A 22,541-nucleotide genomic window follows, 5' to 3' on the forward strand; every position below is an offset into this window, starting at 1 on the left:
GGCAGGACAGAGGGGGGCGCCTCGTGGTGCCTTTAGACAGAAAGCGCTCTAAAGCTTTTCCTTCTTCACCCGCACCAACCCCGCACGACGCGTTGCCGTGCCCAGCAATTGCCCAATCCCGCCCGAAATCAGTGTGTTCAAATCGAGCAGCACCTGCGGAATGCCAAGTCCGCCGGGGCATGCGAGGTATTGCGGCGTCCAGACCGGCGAGAATTTCTGCTTGAAGGCGCGCAGTCCCTCGAAGTGATAGAAATCGTCGCCATGACGGAAGACGAGGCGTGCCATGCGGTTCCAGCGGGAAGCGAGCGCATGATCGGAAAGACCCGATAGGGGGGCGGCCCCCAGATTGAACCAGCGGAACCCCTGCTCCTTGCCGTAGAGGATCAACTTAACAAACAGCGCATCCATCAGCACTTTCGACACGCCGCCGCGATAGCGCATCAGGTCGATCGAGATTTCATTGTGCTCGCCGCTGCGCCAGATATTGGCAAACGCAACGATCCGCCCTTCGAGGCGCATCACCGCGCAGTCGAAAAACGCCATATAGTCCGGGTCGAAATTGCCGAGCGAGAAGCTCTTTTCCTTGCCGCCCTTTTCTTTCAACCAGATATCGGAAACCTCGCGCAGTTCGCTCATGATGCCCGGCACATCCGCGCGCGGTATCACCTCGAAAACCAGACCTTCCTTGGCGGCGCGCCGGTCCGCATAGCGATGTTCCTGATTTTTCGCGCCTTCGAGCGTGAAGGCATGAAGATCGACGCGCGCCACTTCACCTAGCTTCAAAAGCGCATATCCCATGTCGAGATAAAGCGGCAGGCTTTCGGGTGGAACGGCATAGAACACTGCGCGCGCGGCAGCCCGATCCGCCATATCCCGAAACTGCCAGACCAGATCAGCGGCCCCGCTCTCGTCGCCGACAGGATCGCCCATACTGACCAGCGAATTGCCAGTGCGACGATACATGAGGAACGCTTTGCGGTTTTCCGACCAGAGAAACGCCTTGTCGCCGATCAAAGCGAGGTTCGATTGAGAGTCCGGCGACTGCGCAACGATCGCCTCGATCCCTTCCGGCACTTTGTCGGGAATACGTTTCATGCGCGCAGGCGGGCGGTGAACCAGAATATAGATGCCAAGCACGATTGCGGCTGCAACAAGCCCCAGCATCGCGCGCAGGAAGCGCGGCGCTTCACCGCTCCATTCGAATTCCCAGAAAAGCTCGTTCGAATAACCGACATTGCTGTAGGAGAAAAAGCCGAGCCAGATCGTTGCGATCAGCGCCAAGGCAACAAGCGACAGCCAGCTCAGTGAGATGCGGCCAAGGCTTTGCGGCGCACGGCGGTAGAACGCATGCCGGGAAACGATGAGGAACAGCGCCGAAGCCGCCAATATCGACGCCTCTTCCCAATCGAGGCCTTTGGCAAGCGACAGAACTGCCGCGAGCAGCAGCAACACCACCGAAATCGCCCAGGCTGAAAACAGGCGGCGTTGCAGCCCATAGGCGATGATGAGCAGTGCAAGTCCGATCAGGCTGCCGAGGAAATGCGAGGATTCCACGAAGGACAGCGGAAGCCATTCTTCGAGCAGTTCGAGACGCGCGGGAATGCCGGGCGTTGCGCCTGAAAACAGCAGGACGATGCCTGAAATGAAGACCATTGCAGCCGCAACCGGCGGCACCAGCGTCTTGACGGCCTTGGCCGAACCGATGACGCGGCGCGTCAGCACATTGCGCAATACGCCCGCCTCGATGAACAGCAGAAACACCGACGCGATCAGAAACGGCACGACATAATAAATGATGCGATATGCCAGCAGCGCTGCCAGAATGTCCGCCCTGCCCTCAAGTCCAAGGCCCGCGATCAGCGTCGCCTCGAACACGCCGACACCGCCCGGAACGTGGCTTGCGGCACCCAGAATGACGGCAACCATGTAAACGATCAGAAACAGCGCCATGCCGCCCTGCGCATCGGCAGGTAGCAGGACATAGAGAACGGCAGCCGAGGCAGCCAGATCGGCTATGCCGATGATAAGTTGAAAAAGCAGAAGCTTGCGCGGCGGAACCGGCAGATACCAGCCGAAAAACCGGATTTCACGCCCATCGTTTCCGGCAAACACAAAGAGCGCGACGAGAGCAGCCACCACTGCAGCGCCCAGAACCCGCTCGGTTGCCGGATGGATTGCCTGAAAGACCGGCACGCCAGCCGGATCGAAAACCAGCGCAAGGCCGACAAGCGCGGTGAACGCCAGCCACAACCCCATCCAAGTGATCAGGATGATCTGGCCGATCTCGCCAGCATCCAGCCCGCTTCGCGCATAGGTGCGGAAACGTACCGCGCCGCCGGTGAAGAGGTGAAAGCCCAGAAAATTGGAAAAGGCGTATCCGGCCATGCCGGAAAACGCCGCGTTTGGCCACGGCACGCGGCCCTTTGCCACGATCCGGCAGGCCATGATGTCGTAGGTGGCAAGGAATACGTAGCTTGCCAGAGTCGCAGCGAAGGCCAGCGCAACTGCCGACCATGGCATCATCTCCATCGCAGCCTCGATGTCCGTCAGGCTCACGCCCAGCGTCATGCGATGGAACATCCACAGGGCGCCGACAGTGACGACAACGGCGGCTGCAGGCTGGATGTATGCCTTCAGCCTCTGGGCGATAGACGGCTCGGAAACCGCTTCATTTTGCATAGCGCAGCGCGCCTTTCGGATGAATTTTCATGAAAATTCGTGAAAACAATTGCGGAATCCAGAAGAATGTTCCGCAAAAATCGCCCTGCTCAGGGCTTCGCATCGGCGCTTTTTTCGGATCGCCGCGCAAACCCGTCGAGAATCTTGTCGGCAAGCTGATCGTAATCGCCATCGAAATGATGTCCGCCAGCAGTCTTTACGACCTCAACGCCGGTGGATTCGAGTTTCGGGCACGCCGTATCCTCTTCATCCGCACCGTAAAAACACTGCACCATTTCAGGCTTCAGGCTGGAAACCAGAGGAACTGTCGGGAAACCGTCGCTGCTCGACGTTCCCAGCCAGCCGGATACGGAAATTTCGAACGAACCGCTGTTGGAAAATCCAAGCAGCGAGACCTGATCGATTTTCGCGCGGTCTTCCGGGCCAAGCTTGTCATAAACGGAGGGCAGCATATCCGCGCCGAAGGAATAGCCGACGAGCAGGACGTTCTTGACGTTCCATTTCTCGGTGTAGGTGGCGATGATCTCGTGGAGATCGTCCGCCACCTGCTGCGCGGTCTTTTGCGACCAGAAATAGCGAAGCGAATCCATGCCGACTGTCGGAATGCCTTTCGCCTGAAAGATGCCGCCAATCGTCTTGTCGATGTCACGCCAGCCGCCGTCGCCGGAATAGATGATTGCAAGCGTATCGCGCGTCGGGGTTGCGGGCAGTTCCACGATCGGAAGATCGGATGTATCCGGCTGTGCCGCGACCAGGTCAGACAACGCCTTGTCGAAAGCCGCGCCGTCCGTTTCTGTGCTTTCGCTGACCTTTATCGGAAAGCCCTGCTTCTGGAGGTCGGCGACGTGATCGCGACTGTCCTGCGACGCCGCATTGGTGAATGTTACCGAAAGCGGGTCGGGCAGATTGCCTTTTGTCAGATCGTACACGGTTCCCGAAGCGATCTTGCGACGCGGCGCACCGCTGCACAAAGTCTTTTCGGCCGGGAATGTCACTGTCGGATCAACCGCCAGCGTGCCGCCCACCGTCGCGGCAGGCGTTTGTGCGGCAATGCTCATCACCATGCCGCCGCCCGCGCCTGCCCCGGCCAGAAGCGGCGGATGGTAGGCCTCGGCACTGCCTGCGCGCATCACCTGATGGCTGAGTTCCTCAATGTCGGAAACCAGATAGACGCAGTCGCCGTCATCCTTGTTGATCGTGCCGAGATAGGCCGGCAGATCGATGCCGACGACCGCCGCACCATCATCTACGAGACGCTTCGACGTGGCGTCGTTTTCCGGCGTCCAGCCTTTGCTGTCGGAAAACAGGAAAATCGTCACCGATGGCGGACCGTCCGGCAGGTTTATGTGGTCGGAAGGCAGCATTCCTGTATCGAATTCCGCGCCAAAGGCAGTCTGCGCGGCCACTGTGAGAGCCAGTGCGCAGACCATGCGAAAAAACTTCCGCTTCATGCCCGATTTTCTCCGGAGAACCAATCTGCGCTCGGACTATAGGCCATTTGCGGAAAAATTGCGGTGACGGAATTTTCGCCATATGGAGGTCGACTTTCGACCCATTGTCACACTGCCGTAATACAGAACATGTAGGGAAGAAGATTGAGAGTTTTTCACTTATAAAACAACCATTAACATCAAGAAATAATTCGATATTTTCTCAATTCAGATAACCAAATTACAACTCATTCTTTCTATCTGTCCGGGGTAACAAGTAACGATCCCGACAGGAAGTTTTGAATGTCAAAAACGTCTGTTGCCACCCACAACAATGACGACACCTCTCTCGAAAAACCTGTGTCCGACATATCCCTGAGAGACGTAATTTCATTTTTTGACAGCGACTATGCATCGCTCGACGCAAGAGTGATCCTGCGCAACTGGCAAGCCGCACGGCGCAACACCGCCCTTCCGCCCTATGAAGAAGTCGTGCTTGGCCGGGTGGGCCGGGCCGGTGCGCAAACGGCTCTCGTCCGCTCGGTCGGGCAGTCGCATTTCGTAATTTCATCTGCCGGAAGCGCATTCGAAGACTGGATCGGCAAGCAGGCGAATGATCTGGATATCGGAGAGCTTGCGCCGGACAGTGCGCGGGTCTTTCGCGAAGCGCTCGACAATGCGCTTGCGACCAGAAACCCGGTTCATGCGGTCGCACACTCGGTTCGCCACGGGCATGTGAGCGCCTATGACCTCATCGTTTTTCCGCTTGCGAACCGCTGGGGAAATCCGCTGCTGCTGGCCTATGTTCGCGAAAGGCAGAACCGCTACAGCCTGATCGATGCGATGTTCGCGGCGACCCATGATGGCTTGATGGCGCTCGCTCCCGTTCGCACGATTAACGGCGAGATCGAGGATTTCCAGATCGTCAGCCTGAATGACGGCGCGGCGCGGCTGATGGAAAGGCGTGTCGAAGACGCAAGCTGGCAGCGCCTGACCGAGTTGTTTCCGAACCTTGCCAGCAGCGACATCGTCGCCCAACTGGTCCAGGTTCTGAATTCCGAAGGCGCGAAACAGTTCGAACTCGCCTATCCGCGCTCTTCCGGGCAGACGGCTCATTTTTCGGTCAGTGCATCCGCCATGGGCGATCTGGTTGCCGCAACGCTGACCGACGTGACTTCGATGAAAATGCGGGAGGAATCGTTCCGGCTTCTCTTTGCAGAGAATCCAATGCCAATGTTTGTGTATGATCCAACAGATTTCAAAATCATCGACATCAACGCGGCCGCGATCAGCCATTACGGTTATTCGCGAGAGGAATTTCTGGCAAAGACAATCCTCGACATTCGCCCCTATGAAGACCGCGCTAAGGTGCAGAAAATCTTCAAATCTGCGGATGTGCCACCCGGAAATGGTGATCACTGGCGTCATTTGAAGGCCGATGGCTCGATCATCGAGGTGAAAGTCTACTCTCGTCAGGTCATTTATCGCGGCGCGAATGCCCGCATAACCGCAATCGTGGATGTGACCGAACAGCGCCGCACGGAAGCCCGCATCAGCTATCTGGCGCATAACGACTCACTGACCAGCCTCGCCAACCGCGCTTTCTTCCGCGAAAAACTTGAGGAGGCGATGAGCCGTGTTCAGCGTTATGGCGAAGCCGTTGCCGTGCATTGCATCGATCTCGATTTCTTCAAGAACGTCAACGACACGCTGGGCCACCCTATCGGCGATATGCTGCTTTGCGCAGTTTCAGCGCGGCTGACCAAGGCGCTGCGCGATACGGACATCGTGGCCCGCCTTGGCGGCGATGAGTTTGCGATCATCCAGTCTCCGCTGCAAAAGCCGAGCGATGCGGGGCTTCTGGCAGAGCGCGTAGTGGCGGTCCTTTCGGAGCCGTACGATCTGGACGGGCATCATGTCGTTATCAGCGCCAGCATGGGCATCGCGCTTGCGCCCAGTGACGGCGACGAGGCGGACGTGCTGCTCAAGAACGCGGACATGGCGCTCTACCGCGCCAAGGATGACGGGCGCGGCACCTATCGCTATTTCGAGGCGGAGATGGATGCGCGCATGAAAGTGCGCCGCGCTCTGGAAATGGATTTGCGCAAGGCCCTGCCCGCCGGAGAATTCAACCTGCACTACCAGCCGCTGGTCTCGACGAAGACAGGCCGTATCACCGGTTTTGAAGCGCTGCTTCGCTGGGCGCACCCGGAGCGCGGAAACGTTCCGCCGAACGACTTCATTCCGCTTTCGGAAGACATCGGGCTGATCGTGCCCATCGGGGAATGGGTGCTTCGTGAAGCCTGCCGAGAGGCGACGAACTGGCCGGAGCCTCTGAGTGTCGCAGTCAATATTTCAGCCGTGCAATTCAAGAACCAGAAGCTGACCGCAATCGTCGCCTCCGCACTTGCCAGTGCGGGGCTTGCCGCCGAACGTCTCGAAATCGAGATCACGGAATCCGTGCTGCTGAAGGACAATGAAGCAAATCTGGCAACGCTTCATCAATTGCGCGCGCTTGGCGTGCGCATATCGATGGACGATTTCGGCACCGGCTATTCGAGCCTCAGTTATCTGCGCTCGTTTCCGTTCGACAAGATCAAGATCGACCAGAGCTTCGTGAAGGACATGGCCGAGAACAAGGGCGATACCGCAATCGTGCGCGCGGTGGCCAATCTCGGTTCAAGTCTCGGCATTTCGACAACGGCCGAGGGCGTTGAAACCGCCGATCAGTTGGAGCGCTTGCGCAATGAGGGTTGCACGGAGGTTCAGGGCTATTTTCTAGGCCGCCCGGCACCCGCTTCCGGCATCGCAAAACTGCTGCTGGATTACGAAGCGCGAATGATCGCCTGAACAAGGGCGGCAGCGCCGCCCTTCCCCGCATCAAACGTAAACGCAGCCCTTTTCCTGAAGGACCTTGTCGATCCAGCTCTTGTCGACCGATCCGTCGTCGGTCTCCTTCATCTGCTTGTCTTCGGAGGCCAGCTTTTTGCGAGCGCCAGCCAAGACCGTCGGAAGGTCGGCGCGGGATACGCAGACGACGCCGTCAAAATCTCCCAGCACGAGATCGCCGGGTTCGACGGTCATGCCGCCCAGATTGATCGGCAGGCCGATTTCGCCCGGGCCATCGCGGTACGGTCCGCGATGGGTGATGCCGGTGGCGTAAACGGGCAGATTGCGCTGAATGAACGCTTCCGCATCACGGATCGCGCCATTGAGCACGAAACCAGCGACGCCGCGCTTGATCGCATGCGCCAGCATCAGTTCGCCCATCAGCGAATTCGTTATGTCGCCGCCGGAATCAACGACGATGACATCGCCCGGCTCGGCCATTTCGATTGCCTTGTGGATCATCAGATTGTCGCCGGGGCGCGCTTTGACGGTGAGTGCCGCACCTGCCAGCACGCCGCTGCGGTGCATCGGGCGCAGATTGGTGCCGCCGGAAGCCAGACGGGACATGACATCGCTGACCACGGAAACGGGCAGCTTGGCGAAATCATCCACGAATGCGCTGTCCAGACGGTCCCACTGGGTGCGAATACGAAAACCGGCAGTCATGGTAAGTCCTTTCAGGAAGCGGAAAGTTCGGATGCGAGCGCGATCGAGCGCTGGTCCGGCGGGTTGCCGTCCAGAACCGAAATGATGTGGCGCGCTGCGGTTTCGGCCATCTGGATGGCCGAGCCCTTGGTGACGCCTGCGACGTGCGACGTGACGATGAGATTATCGAGCGACCAGAGCGGGCTGTCTGCCGCAGGTGGCTCGACGCTGAAACTGTCGAGCGCCGCACCGCCGATGCGTTTGTCGCGCAGGGCGTCGAGCAGTGCCGCCTCGTCGATGATGCCACCGCGCGCCGTGTTGACGAGCAACGCATCCGGTTTCATCTGCGACAGGCGCTTGGCGTCTATCAGATTGCGGGTTTCGTTGGTCAGCGGGCAATGCAGGCTGACGATATCGGCCTTGGCCAACAGATCATCGAGGTCGGCGGCGACTTCGAAACCGGCCTGGTTCACCGCGTCTGCAGGCGTCATCGGGTCGAGGACGAGAACGCGCATGCCGAGCGCCTTGGCCAGACGACCGGTCTCGCGGCCGATTGCGCCGAAGCCGATAAGGCCGATGACGGAACCTGCAATATCGCGGCCGATGAAGGTGGGCTTGGGCCATTCGCCAGTCTTGATCGCGCGGTCGAGAGGCGCGATCTGCTTGAGCAGCGTCAGCGCCAGCGTGATCGTGTGTTCGGCCACAGCAAGCGCGTTGGAACCCATGGAGCGCAGGACGGGCACGTCGCGCGCGGTCGCGGCGGCAATATCGACATTATCGACGCCAACGCCGTGCTTGACTATGACCTTGAGCGCGGGCGAAGCGTTGATGACCTCGGCGTTGATCTTGCCCTGCCGGACCATGATGGCGTCCACGTTTAGCGTCGCGCAGCGGGCGGCCACCTCGTTTGAGGGCGTGTAGGGCGGCGAGAAATAAACGTCGATGTCGTTGGCGTTCAGAAGATCGATGGCGCTGGGCGCGATCTTGTCATGCGTGACCAGAATTTTGCGTCCGCGATTTCCCGTTGCGGACGGCGAAGCGTCAGCCATTTGCAGTCTCCGAAGTCTCTTGAATAGTGTCCGCCAGCGCCAGAATGGCCAGCGCACGCGCGACGATGGGTGCGTCCACAAAGGCGCCATCGACCGTGTGTGCGCCCCTGCCCTCTTCTGCCGCGATCTTGTCGGCGGCGATAACTTTGCGCGCCCAATCGATCTCTTCCGGCGATGGCGAAAAGGCCGCGTTGAGGATCGGCACGACCGAAGGATGAATGCAGCTTGCGCCATCGAAACCGAACGAACGGGCCTCTTGAGCCGCATCGCGCATGCCATCCAGATCGGCATAGTCGGCTACCGTGCGCAGCAGGCCGAAAGACAGAACGCCCGCGGCCTTCGCGGCAAGGTGGATAAGCTGCTTCGGCAGGCTCAGCACTTGCGGCAAGGGTTTTGCGCCCATGCTGGTTGCAAGATCCTCACCACCGCCGCTAATGGCGAAAACCCGGACGCCGCGTGCGATTTCTGCTGCCGCGAGAACGCCTGCGGGCGACTCGATCAGTGGAACGAAGACGGTCGGTGCCCGACCAAGCTCGCGTTCGATGGGCTCCAGATGCGCTGCCAATTGCTGAAGCAGTGCAGCACTTTCGACCTTGGGTACATAGAGCCCGAAGGCACCGGCGCGGCAGGCTGCTTCGGAATCGGCAAGCAGCCGGTCTTCCGTGTTGTTCAGACGCACGAATACCGGCGTTCCGGCCTTTCCGGCGAGCGGCACGCTCTGCGCCAACGCTTCGCGCGCCTCGGTCTTCATCGAGGTCGCGACAGCATCTTCGAGATCGATGATGATCGCGTCGGCACCGCGGGCATGCGCCTTTTCAATGAAGCGCGGATTGCTGCCGGGAACGTAGAGAAGCGAGCGGACGATCATTCGCCTTCCCCGCTGGCAAGGATCGACGCGATGTCGGCTTCGGAAACGCCTGCCTCTTTCAGAATGTCGCCCGTGTGTTCGCCGAGCGATGGTGCCGGACGACGCCAGACGCCGGGCGTCGAGGACAGACGCGGCAGGATGTTGTGCATCGGCAACGAGCCGTTATCCGCGTCCTCGACATCGACCACGATGCCGCGTTCGGCGAAATGCGCGTCTTCGGCGATGTCGGCGATGTCATAGACCGGGCCAACGGTCGCGCCTGCGGCGCGCATCGTGGCAAGCGCGTCGGCGCGATCGCGCTCGGCAAACCAGCCGGATACGGCGGCATCGACCAGATCGCGGTGCTTCACACGCTCGACATTGGTCGAAAAGCGCGGATCGGTCTTCATATCGGGCCTGCCGATAATGTCGAAAATCCGCATTGCTACGGTCTGCGTCGAGCCGGACAGAGCCGCGAATTTGCCGTCGCGGCATTTGTAGACATTGCGCGGCGAGACGGTGTTCGACGCGCTGCCCGAACGCTCCTTCACCTTGCCGGTGATTTTGTAGATCGACGCTTCCGGGCCAAGCACGGCAAACATCGGCTCAAGCAGCGAAAGATCGATGACCTGCCCGCGGGTCTGGCCCTTTTCGCGGGCCAGCAACGCCATCGTCACTGCCTGCGCGCCGAAGATGCCGGAGATCATATCCGCTAGTGCAAGCGGCGGGAGAACCGGCTCGCGGTCGGGAAAGCCGGTGCGCGCGGCAAAGCCGCTCATCGCCTCGACAAGCGTACCGAAGCCCGGATTTTGCGCATATGGCCCGGTCTGGCCGAAACCGGATATGCGCACGACGATCAGATCGGGATTGATCGCAAGCAGGACTTCCGGGGAAAGCCCCATCTTTTCCAATACGCCCGGCCGGTAGTTTTCGATGAAGACATCCGCGCTCGGCAGAAGCGCCTTGAGTGCAGCCATCGCGGCTGGCTCGCGCAGATTGAGCATTATCGAACGCTTGTTGCGGCCATAGGTCTTCCAATGCAGCGACTGGCCCTCATCCGTCCAATCGCGCAGCGGATCGCCCGCAGGCGGTTCGATCTTGATGACGTCCGCGCCGAAATCCGCAAGCTGGACGGACAGCATGTTGCCCGCGACCAGCCTGGAGAGATCAAGCACCCTGACATCGGAGAGCGGCCCCGTGGCGTCAGGCGAAAAGCGGATCGTGTTGGATGCACTCATATCCACGCCTCAGGCCGCATCCGGCCGGGCGGCGTAGACTGCTGTCGCTTCCGGCGGAATGCGCACATGCACCTTGCCTGCCGGAACATCGGCGGGCGTGATTATGCGCAGTTCCGAACCGGCGACATCGACGGCATACTGATAGGTCGAACCGAGATAGGTGCTGCCCGAGATTTCGGTTTCCAGCGTGTTTTCCGACGCGGCAGACACGATCTCGACGCGCTCGGGCCGGATCGCAACGACCAGAGTGCCGTCCGGGCTTGCCTTGCCGGGAGCAGTCTTCAACCGTGCGCCGTTCTTCAGTTCGACGACATTGTATTCCCGGTTTTCCTCGACAAGCTTTGCATCGAGGAAGTTCGATGAACCGATGAAGTCGGCAACGAAGGAATCCGTCGGACGCTCGTAAATGTCCTTCGGGCTGCCGAGCTGGCGCAGATTGCCCATGCTCATCACCGCGACGCGGTCGGAGACGGCCAGCGCTTCGGCCTGATCGTGGGTGACGTAGATCGTCGTGACGTTCAGGCGCTCCTGAAGTTCGCGCAGCCAGACGCGAGCACGCTCGCGCAGCTTGGCATCGAGATTGGAGAGCGGCTCATCGAGAAGAAGCAGGCTGGGGCGATAAACGAGTGCGCGTGCAAGGGCGACGCGCTGCTGCTGACCGCCCGACAGTTCGAACGGGTAGCGTTCCGCATAGGGAAGCATTTCGACCAGCGACAGGGCTTCCTTGATGCGCTCATCACGCTCGGCCTTGCCCATCTTGCGAAGCTTGAGCGGGAAGCCAAGATTTTCGGCAACCGTCATGTGCGGCCAGAGCGCGTAGCTCTGGAAGACGAGGCCGATATTGCGGTGTTCCGGCGGCACGACCGTATTGGTCGCGCCATCGAACAGGATCTTGTCGCCGATGCGGATGATGCCGGAGGTCGCATGGTTGAGACCGGCGATCGCAAAGAGCGTCGTGGACTTGCCGCAGCCGGAAGGTCCGAGCAGCGTCAGGAATTCGCCCGAAGCGACATTGATCGAGATGTTGTTTACGGCGGTTACGTCGCCATAGTTGATGGTCAGATTTTCAAGAACGAGATCAGCCATAGATCCGGGCTCCCAGAACGCGGCGCGCCAGGAAGACGAAGACCGCTGTGATGATGACTTGGATGGTTGCAAGCGCAGATACGGGACCGTTGTCCCCTTGCGCCACGAGTTGCAGCATGGTCGTGCCGATGATTTCCGATCCCGGCTGGAACAGGAAGGCGGCCGTCACATACTCCTTGAAGAAGTGGATGAAGAGCAGCGCAAAGCACGAAAACAGCGCAGGCTTCAGGATCGGCATGATGATGCGCGTTACCGTCGTCCACCAATCCGCACCCGAAATGCGCGCGCCACGGTCGAGTTCTTCGCCGATCTGCGAAAGTGCTGGCGAAATCGTGCCGAAGCCGACCGGGATATAGCGAAGGATGAAGGCAACGATCAGAATCCAGATCGTCCCGCGTATCGCGTCCAGACCGGGCAGCCAGACGACCGCATAGAAGAAGCCGAGACCCGCAATAATGCCTGGAACCGCGCGCGGAAACAGCGCCAGATACTCCAGAGGCCGCCTGAAACGGAACTCGGAACGCCGGGCGACAAGAGCGATGATCGCGACGAAGAACGTGCCGATCAAAGCACCGATCAACGAGATGATGACCGAATTGTAGATCGAGCGCATATAGTTGGACAATGCGAAGATCACGTCGAAATTCGCCGTCGTCAGCAGCTTCCAGAACGGAATCAGCGGGGTCAGGAAGCTGACGCCGGCGCGCAGGAAGATACCGGCAAAGATCGTGATGATCGTGAAGAACACGAAGGCGAAAACGATGCCGAATGCGGGCCAGCGCCATTTGCCAAGTTCCAGCAACGCCGGACGGCTCGCCTTGCCGCGGACGGTCACGAAACGGCCGCTGCCCCTCAGAAGGTAGCCCTGCAGCCAGACCAGGAATGCGACGACGACCAGAAGCATGACCGCGACTGCGCCGACAATGCCGTATTCAGGACGAACGGCAGCGTTGATACCCTGATCGTAAAGGAAGGTCGTGACCGTCTGAATGCCGCTCGGGCCGCCGAAAAGCAGCGGGATCGCCAGCATTTCGATGCCGATGACAAAATTCAGAACGGCGGAATAGATGATCGCCGGGCGCATCATCGGCACGGTGACCGACCAGAGCGCGCGGAACGGGCCTGCACCTGCGGAGCGCGCTGCATCTTCAAGCTGCGCATCGGCCTTGGTGACGGCACCGACGCACATGAGGAAGGCGAGCGGCGCCTGGCTCAAACCGGCGACGATGCCCATGCCCGTCAAAGAATAAAGGTTCCACGGCACGACGCCGAACCATGAGCGCATGGCAAGCGTGATGAAGCCGGATGGGCCGTACATGGTGAACCAGCCAAAGGCGATGACGAGATTGGAAACGAAAAGCGGCCAGACGAATATCTCACCGATCCACTGACGCCCCGGCAGATTGGTGCGGCCGATGATGACGGCCATGACCGCTCCGCAGACCTGCGCCACGACCATCGTCAAAACGGCGAAGAACACCGTGTTGAAGACGACTTTCAGCATTCCCGCTTCCTGGAACAGGCGCGTGAAATTGCCAAGCGTCGCTGCCGCATCGCTTGCGTAGAGAGGCTTGTCGAGGAACGCCTGGATGACGATCGGCGCTATCGGGCCGATGACAAGCACGGCCGTCAGCAGCGATACGCCCCAGAAAATAAGGTTCGACCGGTCAAAGGACCGTGCGCGATCCTGTGTCAGTGTGGTGTCAGACATTTTGAATAATCCGTTAGCCGCAGGTCGGAATCGGGCAGCCATTTGCGGCTGCCCTTGTCCAAAGTCTTAGTTGCCCTGCAGAGCAGCGTTCCACTTGGTCACGAATGCGGACGCATCCTTGATGAGACCTTCATCGAAGCCAGCGATGATGAGATTGTCCGCGCCGATTTCCTGCGTAATGCCCTGATAGGTGTAGCGCACCGCAGCTTCATCGACATCGTCGCGGTAAGGCACGAGACCGCCCTTGCCGACCAGTGTCTGACCGGCATTGCTCAGCGCATAGTCGAGGAACAGCTTTGCCGAATTCGGGTTGGCCGCATCCTTGGGAATGCCCATGCCGCGCAGCATCATGATGGTGCCGTCATCAGGAAACGAAAAGCCGAGAATTTCGCCGCCCGGCTGTTCAAGACGCGGGAAGATGGTGATGCCCGAAACCGCGATGCCGACGACATATTCGCCCGTCGCGATCTTTTCGTTCATCGGGCCGCCCGACGTTTCGCCACGGATCATCTTGCCGATCTGGCGCAGATCGTTCCAGCCATCCTCGCCCTTCTTGTTCATGTAGCTGTACCAGGCAGCCAGACCGAACGAATTGCGCGCGGCGTCATAGGTCGTGATCTTGCCATCGAACACATCCGGGTTCGCGACAGCATCCTCGACCAGCGATTTCATGCCGGTCGGGCGCTGCTCTTCCGTCAGAAGTGCTGCGTTGTAGGTGATGACCAGCGGATCGGCGGAAAGCACGTTCACGCCGGGATATGGATTGGAGAATTCAGGCAGCTTTGCAAGTTCCGGGCTCTTGTAGTCGAGCAGCTTGGTGCCTTCGACACCGTAGCTCGCCCAGCGGTCGTTGGCGCCGGACACGAGAATGTCGGCAGAGCGCGAACCGCTGCCCGCTTCCGCTTCCCAGCGCGAATGCACGGTGCCCGAACCCAGGTCGAGAGTCTCGACATTGATCCAAGGATACTGCGCCTTGAAGCCCTGAATGATCGGCGCCCAATTGTTGTCGGCCATGTTGGAGTAGATGACGACACCCTTCTCGGCGCGCGATCCTTCAACGATGTCCTTGTATTCGGCCGGGTAGTAATCCGGCACAGTGGCTTCCTGCGCAAAGGCACCGCCAATGGCAATTGCCGACACGGCCAAGCCAAGAGCACTCGATCTGACAAATTTCATCATGTGATCTATTCCTCCGTTTATCACACTCATTTCCTTGTCCGGTGCGCCACTTCTTTCGAAACGGCCCCGGCAACACTCACGACGGCATCGCGGATGCGGTCGAGATTGGCGATAATCCGATCACGCGGACCGGAAATATTGATTGCGGCAACGGCGCGGCCCTGCGCATCCCGGATGGGGGCGGCGATGCCTGCCGCACCTTCGACAACGCCGTTGATGTTCACGTAAAAGCCATCCGAGCGCGCGCCTGTGGTCGCAGCCAGAATGTTCTGCCGCTCCTCGGCGGAAACGTTCACGTCATCCAGATACCGGTCGAGATCAGGCTGCGCGAAGCCGGACAGCATCACCAGCCCGCTGGCGACCTGATGCGGAAGGCGCGTCGGCCCAATGTCGCGGTCGTAGCGGATTTCACGCTTGGGCAGGATCTTGTTCAGGTAGCGGATACGGTCATTGTCGAGCACGGCGACGAAGCCGGTTTCCTCGACTGTCGCCACCGCCTCGCGCAGATGACGGTCTGCAAGGCGAAGGATCGTGCCCCATGTATCGCCGCCGCCCAGTATTTCGCCGGGCAGCCTGACGAGCACATAGCGATTGTCGGGAAGTCTTTGAACGTAACCCCGGCTGACCAGAAGCCGCAGTAACAGAAGCGCGCTGCTCTTGGGCACGTCGAGGGCCTGGACGAAATCCGTATAGGTCACCGGCGACGTCGTCGTCGCGAACCACTCTACAGCGTCAAGGATACGTTCGGCGCCCCGTCCACTCATGAACTCCTCCTTAGTTCAATATACTGAACTAGTCCAACATACTGAATTAATAGTCAGGACGGCGACGGAATGTCAACCCGACCGCTTCCGGCGAGATTTTCACCTGTGGGAATCCGGTCGTGGGAAAGGCACGCGATTCTCCCTGCGCTTTTTGCTTGATAATTAATTGAACGTTTGTTTTATTAATTGCCGGAGGATCTATCATGGCGCGCACGACAGGCTCGGAAGGCAGCAAAACGCAGGCTGCGATACGCGATGCTGCTATCGACCTGATCGCGCGATATGGGTTTGAGGCCGTATCCATGCGCCAGCTTGCCGCGCAAGTCGGCGTGCAGGCCGCAGCGCTCTACCGCTACTTTCCCACCAAGGAAGATTTGCTCTTCGTGCTCATGCGCGAGCATATGGAAGGTCTTCAATCCGCATGGGACGAGGCCCGGCCCGTTCAGGGCGATTCGCCAGAACGCCTTTCAGCCTTCGTGCGGAACCACATCTCGTTTCACGTCAGCCGGCGTCATGCGACTCACGTTTCCAATATGGAATTGCGTAGTCTTTCGCGCGAAAATCTGACCCATATTCTGCGCCTGCGCAGTGCTTATGAGAAAGAATTGCGCAAAATCCTGCGCGACGGCGCAGACAATGGCGACTTCCAGATCGACGATGTCGGCCTGACGGCGATTGCCATCATCCAGATGATCACCGGCGTTATCGTCTGGTTCCGGCCGGACGAACGGCTCTCTGTTCAAGAAGTGGCCGAGACCTATTTGACAATGACGCTGCGGCTGGTCGGCGTAAACGCACCGGCGCGGGAGGAAGAACATGTACACGCACACGCTTGATTTCGCGCTCGATCCCGACATTGAAAGCCTGCGCGAGATGGTTCGGCGCTTTGCGACCGACAAAATCGCGCCGCTGGCAGCCGATCTTGACCGTGAGAACGAATTTCCAAGCCATCTCTGGAAGGAACTCGGCGCGCTTGGCCTTCTCGGCATCACCGCCGACCCGGATTTCGGCGGCTCCGGCATGAACTATCTGGCGCATGTCGTGGCGATGGAAGAGATCAGCCGCGCTTCCGCCTCGGTCGGCCTCTCCTACGGCGCGCATTCCAATCTCTGCGTCAACCAGATCAACCGCTGGGCAACGCCGGAGCAGAAGGAAAAATACCTGCCGGATCTGTGCTCCGGCGAGAAAGTCGGCGCGCTGGCCATGTCTGAAACCGGCTCCGGCTCTGATGTCGTCTCGCTGCGCCTGCGCGCAGAAAAGCGCAATGATTGCTACGTACTGAACGGCTCGAAAATGTGGATCACCAACGGGCCGGATGCCGACACGATGGTCATCTACGCCAAGACCGATCCCGAACGCGGCTCGCGCGGCATCACGGCCTTCATCGTCGAAAAGACCATGCCCGGCTTTTCCGTGGCGCAGAAACTCGACAAGCTTGGCATGCGCGGCTCCAACACGGGCGAACTGGTGTTCGAAAATGTCGAAGTGCCGTTCGAAAACGTGCTGCACGAGGAAGGTGCGGGTGTCGAAGTGCTGATGTCGGGTCTCGATTACGAGCGCACGGTTCTGGCGGGCGGGCCGCTCGGCATCATGGCCGCCTGCCTCGATGTCGTCGTGCCTTACGTTCACGAGCGCAAGCAGTTCGGCAAGGCGATCGGCGAGTTTCAGCTCGTTCAGGGCAAGCTGGCCGATATGTACACGACGACGAGTGCCGCCCGCGCCTATGTCTACGCCGTCGCTTCCGCCTGCGATCGCAGCCAGACGACCCGCAAGGATGCGGCAGGCTGCATCCTCTTCGCGTCGGAAAAAGCGACACTGATGGCGCTCGACGCGATCCAGCTTCTTGGCGGCAACGGCTATATCAACGACTATTCGACCGGACGCCTGCTGCGCGACGCAAAGCTCTACGAAATCGGCGCAGGCACGAGCGAAATACGCCGCTGGTTGATCGGGCGGGAAATCATGGCGGAGGGTGTTTAATGCCGGTCATCCAGTCGCAACTTTCGACCTCGTCCGAAACCTTCCGGGAAAATGCCGGGCGTATGCGCGCGCTGGTGGCCGACATTCGCGCCAAGGCGAAAACTGTCGAGCAAGGCGGCACCGAGGAAGCGCGGGAACGCCACATCTCGCGCGGCAAGCTTCTGCCGCGAGATCGTCTGGCGCAGCTTCTCGATCCCGGTGCGCCGTTTCTCGAAATCGGCCAGTTTGCCGCCTGGGATATGTATGACGACGATATTTCGTCGGCGGGCATGATTGCCGGTATCGGGCGTGTCGAGCGACGCGAAGTGATGATCGTCGTGAACGATGCGACGGTCAAAGGCGGCACCTATTATCCGCTGACCGTGAAGAAGCATTTGCGGGCGCAGGAAATCGCCATGCAGAACAATCTGCCCTGCATTTATCTCGTCGATTCTGGCGGCGCGAACCTGCCAAATCAGGACGAGGTTTTCCCCGACCGCGACCATTTCGGCCGCATCTTTTACAATCAGGCCAATATGAGCGCGGCGGGAATTCCGCAGATCGCCTGCGTCATGGGATCGTGCACGGCAGGCGGCGCATATGTTCCGGCGATGTCGGACGAGACGATCATGGTGCGAGGTCAGGCGACGATCTTTCTCGGCGGCCCGCCTCTGGTAAAGGCCGCGACCGGCGAGGATGTGAGTGCCGAAGACCTTGGCGGGGCCGACCTTCATACACGCGAATCCGGCGTGGCCGATCACTATGCAATGAGCGACGAACACGCGCTGGCGATCGTTCGCCGCATCGTCAAAAACCTGAATCGAAAGAAGGAGATCGGGCTGGAGCTTCGCGAACCTCTACCGCCACTTCATGCGCCGGAAGAGATTTACGGGCTTATCCCGAAGGATACGCGCCAACCCTATGATGTTCGTGAAGTAATCGCGCGTGTCGTCGACGGTTCGGAATTCGACGAGTTCAAGCAGAATTACGGCACGACGCTTGTTACCGGCTTTGCGCATCTTTACGGAATGCCGGTCGGCATCATCGCCAATAATGGCGTGCTGTTTTCCGAAAGCGCTCTCAAGGGCGCGCATTTCATCGAGCTTTGCTGCCAGCGTAAAATCCCGCTCATCTTCCTGCAAAATATCACCGGCTTCATGGTGGGCCGCAAATATGAGGCGGGCGGCATCGCCAAGGATGGTGCGAAGCTGGTGACGGCGGTCGCAACCGCGCAGGTGCCGAAGGTCACGATGATTATCGGCGGATCGTTTGGCGCGGGCAATTACGGCATGTGCGGTCGCGCCTATTCGCCCCGCTTCCTGTGGATGTGGCCGAATGCGCGCATATCGGTGATGGGCGGAGAACAGGCAGCGACGGTTCTGGCGCTGGTCAAGCGCGAGGGAATAGAGCGCAAGGGCGGAAAATGGTCCTCTGCCGAAGAGGTCGAATTCCGCGCGCCTATATTGGAGAAATATGAGCGCGAAGGGCATCCGCTCTACTCATCGGCACGGCTCTGGGACGATGGCATCATCGACCCCGCCAAGACCCGCGAAGTACTCGCGCTGTCCTTGAGTGCGGCCCTAAATGCGCCTGTGCCGGAGACGAAATTCGGCGTGTTTCGGATGTGATGATGGAGAGGCCGATCCCAAATCATCTCCGTATCCCTATTAAACGCATCATGATCATAGGCGGTGCAGGCTCGGGCAAGTCCACTCTGGCGCGGGAGATTGGCGACAAGACCGGGCTGCCGGTCATTCACATCGATCCGATGTATTGGTCTCCCGGATGGGTGCAGCGCCCGGCGGCGGAAACCATGGCACTTTCGCTGGAAGCGGCGGCACGCCCGGAATGGGTTTTTGAAGGCAATCACTCTGCCTCGATGGCTGCGCGGATCGAGCGGGCCGATACATTCATCTTTCTCGACATTCCCACCCCGCTGCGGCTTTGGCGCGTGGTGGTGCGGACTATAAAGCACTATGGCCGCTCCCGCCCCGACATGCCGCCCGGCTGCTCCGAGCGCTTCGATTGGGAGTTCTTAAAATTCGTCGCGAATTATGGGAAGAATGGCAGGCTCAGAGCGCTTGATCTCATGCAATCCCTGCCGCCGCATCTCGATGTCTTTCATCTGAAAAATCGCGGCGACGTAGAAGCATTTCTGAAAAACCTAAGCAAACCGAACGCATCGACCCGAAAGGTGGAGGCCGCTTGACCTTCCCCAACGTAATAGAAGTCATATTTCCAGTGCATTCTCTGGATCGTTCCTGAAACCCCGTGGAGGAAGACATGTCTGCATCTGCGTCTAAGTTCATCTGGTACGAAGTCATGACATCGGACCCCGCCGCCGCCGAGGCGTTCTACACGAAGGTCGTCGGCTGGACGCCGGAAGCCTGGAGCGGCGGCGGCGGCTATACAATATTGAAGGCTGGCGAAAACGGCGTCGCGGGCCTTATGGAAACTCCCGAAGAAGCAAAGGCAGTGGGCGCGAAACCCTGCTGGGTTGGCTATATTTATGTGTCCGACACAGATGCCGCGACAGAAAAACTCCGCAAGGCAGGCGGTTCCGTGTTGCGCGAGCCGAGCGACATTCCCGAAATCGGCCGGTTTTCGGTCGTTGCCGATCCGCATGGCGCATCCTTCCTGCTCATGACGCCGCAAGGTGAGGAACAGCCATCCGTCGCGCCTGACACTGTGGGGCATATCGGCTGGCGTGAACTTTACGCTGGTGATCTGAAAGAGGCGCTCGATTTCTATTCAAGCCAATTCGGTTGGACGGCAGGCGAGGCCATGGATATGGGACCGATGGGCTCCTACCAGCTCGTTTCCACTGGCGGCGAGCCGGAGATCGGCATGATGACAAGGCCGGAGCAGGTGCCTATGCCGAAGTGGCTGTATTATTTCAATGTAGAGGCCATCGACGCCGCAGCCGCGCGCGTGACCGAAAATGGCGGCCAGGTGTTGAACGGCCCGATGGAAGTGCCCGGCGGAAGCTGGATCATTCAATGCATGGACCCGCAAGGCGCAATGTTCGCGCTGTCTGCCACCCGCCGCTGATTTCAATCAAGGGCCGGTCGCAACCGGCCCTTTCCAACTTTCGGAAAAAGCATGTTTTCACGAATTCTCATTGCCAATCGTGGCGAAATCGCATGCCGGATCATTCGCACGGTGCGGAAGATGGGCATTCGCACGGTCGCGGTCTATTCCGACGCCGATGCGAAATCCTTGCATGTGGAAATGGCGGATGAGGCCGTGCATATCGGCCCCTCGCCCGTTTCGGAAAGCTATCTGCGCGCCGATCGCATCATCGCTGCAGCGTTGGAAACGGGGGCTGAGGCGATCCATCCGGGTTACGGTTTTCTCTCCGAGAACCCGGATTTCGTGGATGCGGTGGAGGCCGCCGGACTGGTGTTCATCGGCCCTTCGGCATCCTCGATCCGCGCGATGGGCCTGAAGGATGCGGCCAAGCGGCTGATGGAAAAGGCGGGCGTTCCGGTCGTGCCGGGCTATCATGGCGAGGCGCAGGAGATCGTCATTCTGGCCTCGAAGGCGCGCGAGATCGGCTATCCGGTGCTTATCAAGGCGCGCGCAGGCGGCGGCGGCAAAGGCATGCGTCGCGTCGATGATCCCAACGATTTCGCGGAAGCCTTGTCCGGAGCACGGCGCGAGGCGAAGGCCGCATTCGGCGACGACCGGGTGCTGGTCGAAAAATATGTCGACAAGCCACGCCATATCGAAGTTCAGGTGTTCGGCGACAATCACGGCAATGCCGTCCACCTTTTCGAACGCGATTGCTCGGCACAGAGACGCCACCAGAAGGTAATCGAGGAAGCCCCCGCACCCGGCATGACACCGGAGATGCGAAAGGCCATGACCGACGCCGCCGTTAAGGCCGCGAAGGCGATATCCTATTCGGGCGCGGGCACGATCGAATTCATCGTCGATGCCTCGGACGGGCTGAAGCCCAACCGCTTCTGGTTCATGGAAATGAATACGCGCCTTCAGGTCGAGCATCCGGTGACGGAAATGATCACCGGCGTCGATCTGGTCGAATGGCAATTGCGGGTCGCGGCGGGCGAGAAACTGCCGAAGGCGCAGGCGGAAATTACACTGGACGGCCACGCTTTCGAGGCGCGCATCTACGCCGAAGATCCTGCGCGCGATTTCCTGCCAGCAATCGGCACGCTGCACCATCTGCGCTTTCCCGATGAACCGGGCATCCGGGTCGAGACGGGCGTGCGCGAAGGCGCGTCGATCTCGCCCTTCTACGATCCGATGATTGCGAAACTGGTCGTGCATGGCGCAGACCGCGCTGCTGCGTTGCAGGCTTTGGTCAACGCGTTGAAGGCCACGGAGATTGCAGGGTCGGTCACGAATATCGGCTTTCTGACGGCACTTGCGCAGGACGCAGAGTTTGCGGCAGGCGATGTCGATACAGGTTTGATCGGGCGCAATCAGACCGAATTGACGAAGGTGTCGAAGCCCGGTGCGCAGATCATCGCTTTTGCCGCGCTTGCCTCTTCCGGCATGGAACGTCCGGCCGCGAACGATCCTTGGGGTGCGATTTCGGGCTACGCGCATTTCAACCCGATTGAGCGACGGACGCGACTGCGTGCCGGAGACGAGGAAATCGTGGCACGTATTTCGGCGCGCGACGATGGGCGTTCGATTGTCGAGCTGGATGGCAGCGAGCAAGACGCTCCACGCCGGTTTGCGTTCGCATCTTTGAAGGATGAGAGTTCGAGCTTCGCGAACTGGCCGGGTCACATCACGGTTTTTGCGAATGGTGAGGCGTATACGTTCGGGGTCCACGATCCGCTGAACGAAGCGCAGGATGCCGAAGGCGGCGTTGGCAGCATGCGCGCGCCGATGCCGGGGTTGGTGAAGCTGGTGCGCGCCATGGCTGGTGAAACTGTAAAGAAAGGGCAGCCGCTGCTCATCCTCGAAGCGATGAAGATGGAGCACACGATTGCCGCTGCGCATGACGGGGTGATTGCAGACATCGCCAGTGAGGGGTCGCAGGTCAGCGATGGCACGGTGTTGGTGCGGTTTGAAGAGGTTGAGTGAAAAA

The 22,541-nt window shown here is 59.8% G+C and carries 17 protein-coding genes; 7 read left to right on the plus strand and 10 right to left on the minus strand.

The genetic code is table 11. The annotated features are described in order from the left end of the window. Positions 1 to 48: 48 nt before the first annotated feature. A complete protein-coding gene (mprF, locus tag ABFT80_RS27135) occupies positions 49 to 2,679 on the minus strand; it encodes a bifunctional lysylphosphatidylglycerol flippase/synthetase MprF (protein ID WP_347975063.1) in 2,631 nt (876 codons plus the stop codon). Between the two features lie 89 nt (positions 2,680 to 2,768). Beyond that, complete coding sequence (locus ABFT80_RS27140) at positions 2,769 to 4,130, minus strand: virulence factor family protein (RefSeq protein WP_347975064.1); 1,362 nt, start codon at positions 4,128 to 4,130, stop codon at positions 2,769 to 2,771. A gap of 282 nt (positions 4,131 to 4,412) precedes the next feature. Between ABFT80_RS27140 and ABFT80_RS27145 the strand changes: the two genes are divergently transcribed. Next, a complete protein-coding gene (locus tag ABFT80_RS27145; protein WP_347975065.1) occupies positions 4,413 to 6,959 on the plus strand; it encodes a sensor domain-containing protein in 2,547 nt (848 codons plus the stop codon). Positions 6,960 to 6,989: 30 nt separating this feature from the next. Here ABFT80_RS27145 and ABFT80_RS27150 read toward each other — a convergent pair whose 3' ends face one another. The 8 genes from ABFT80_RS27150 to ABFT80_RS27185 form a co-directional block, all read right to left on the minus strand. Next, entirely contained in the window at positions 6,990 to 7,664 is a 675-nt protein-coding gene (locus tag ABFT80_RS27150) for an RraA family protein (RefSeq protein WP_347975066.1), read from the minus strand. An 11-nt stretch (positions 7,665 to 7,675) separates the two neighbouring features. Continuing rightward, positions 7,676 to 8,692 (minus strand): hydroxyacid dehydrogenase, encoded by a 1,017-nt coding sequence (locus ABFT80_RS27155; protein WP_347975067.1) that lies wholly within the window; start codon positions 8,690 to 8,692, stop codon positions 7,676 to 7,678. Further along, positions 8,685 to 9,560 (minus strand): HpcH/HpaI aldolase/citrate lyase family protein, encoded by an 876-nt coding sequence (locus ABFT80_RS27160; RefSeq protein WP_347975068.1) that lies wholly within the window; start codon positions 9,558 to 9,560, stop codon positions 8,685 to 8,687. The genes ABFT80_RS27155 and ABFT80_RS27160 overlap by 8 nt, the downstream gene beginning before the upstream one ends. Next, positions 9,557 to 10,777: a CaiB/BaiF CoA transferase family protein gene (locus ABFT80_RS27165; RefSeq protein ID WP_347975069.1), complete on the minus strand. Its 1,221-nt coding sequence runs from the start codon at positions 10,775 to 10,777 to the stop codon at positions 9,557 to 9,559. The genes ABFT80_RS27160 and ABFT80_RS27165 overlap by 4 nt, the downstream gene beginning before the upstream one ends. A 9-nt stretch (positions 10,778 to 10,786) precedes the next feature. Then, positions 10,787 to 11,863, minus strand: coding sequence for an ABC transporter ATP-binding protein (locus tag ABFT80_RS27170; protein ID WP_347975070.1), 1,077 nt, complete (start codon positions 11,861 to 11,863; stop codon positions 10,787 to 10,789). Continuing rightward, positions 11,856 to 13,574, minus strand: a complete 1,719-nt coding sequence (locus tag ABFT80_RS27175) for an ABC transporter permease (protein ID WP_347975071.1) — start codon at positions 13,572 to 13,574, stop codon at positions 11,856 to 11,858. The genes ABFT80_RS27170 and ABFT80_RS27175 overlap by 8 nt, the downstream gene beginning before the upstream one ends. 66 nt (positions 13,575 to 13,640) lie before the next feature. Continuing rightward, positions 13,641 to 14,753 (minus strand): ABC transporter substrate-binding protein, encoded by a 1,113-nt coding sequence (locus ABFT80_RS27180; protein WP_347975072.1) that lies wholly within the window; start codon positions 14,751 to 14,753, stop codon positions 13,641 to 13,643. Positions 14,754 to 14,779: 26 nt separating this feature from the next. Beyond that, entirely contained in the window at positions 14,780 to 15,517 is a 738-nt protein-coding gene (locus ABFT80_RS27185; RefSeq protein WP_347975073.1) for an IclR family transcriptional regulator, read from the minus strand. A 203-nt stretch (positions 15,518 to 15,720) separates the two neighbouring features. Here ABFT80_RS27185 and ABFT80_RS27190 point away from each other — a divergent pair, with 203 nt between their 5' ends. The 6 genes from ABFT80_RS27190 (at position 15,721) to ABFT80_RS27215 (ending at position 22,537) form a co-directional block, all read left to right on the plus strand. Continuing rightward, positions 15,721 to 16,353, plus strand: coding sequence for a TetR/AcrR family transcriptional regulator (locus ABFT80_RS27190; RefSeq protein ID WP_347975074.1), 633 nt, complete (start codon positions 15,721 to 15,723; stop codon positions 16,351 to 16,353). After that, the gene (locus ABFT80_RS27195; RefSeq protein WP_347975075.1) at positions 16,334 to 17,497 is read left to right on the plus strand and encodes an isovaleryl-CoA dehydrogenase; all 1,164 of its coding nucleotides are present in this window, start codon (positions 16,334 to 16,336) and stop codon (positions 17,495 to 17,497) included. Before ABFT80_RS27190 ends, ABFT80_RS27195 begins: the two co-directional genes overlap by 20 nt. Beyond that, positions 17,497 to 19,104 (plus strand): carboxyl transferase domain-containing protein, encoded by a 1,608-nt coding sequence (locus tag ABFT80_RS27200; RefSeq protein ID WP_347975076.1) that lies wholly within the window; start codon positions 17,497 to 17,499, stop codon positions 19,102 to 19,104. The genes ABFT80_RS27195 and ABFT80_RS27200 overlap by 1 nt, the downstream gene beginning before the upstream one ends. A gap of 50 nt (positions 19,105 to 19,154) precedes the next feature. Next, positions 19,155 to 19,685 carry a P-loop NTPase family protein gene (locus ABFT80_RS27205; RefSeq protein WP_347975077.1) on the plus strand — a complete coding sequence of 177 codons (531 nt, stop codon included), beginning with the start codon at positions 19,155 to 19,157 and terminating at the stop codon, positions 19,683 to 19,685. A gap of 74 nt (positions 19,686 to 19,759) precedes the next feature. Further along, positions 19,760 to 20,527, plus strand: a complete 768-nt coding sequence (locus ABFT80_RS27210; protein ID WP_347975078.1) for a VOC family protein — start codon at positions 19,760 to 19,762, stop codon at positions 20,525 to 20,527. A gap of 51 nt (positions 20,528 to 20,578) precedes the next feature. After that, on the plus strand, positions 20,579 to 22,537 hold the full coding sequence (locus tag ABFT80_RS27215) for an acetyl/propionyl/methylcrotonyl-CoA carboxylase subunit alpha (protein WP_347975079.1): 1,959 nt from the start codon (positions 20,579 to 20,581) through the stop codon (positions 22,535 to 22,537). Positions 22,538 to 22,541: the final 4 nt, after the last annotated feature.

This window comes from Foliimonas ilicis, assembly GCF_039939195.1.
GTDB lineage: Bacteria > Pseudomonadota > Alphaproteobacteria > Rhizobiales > Rhizobiaceae > Foliimonas > Foliimonas ilicis.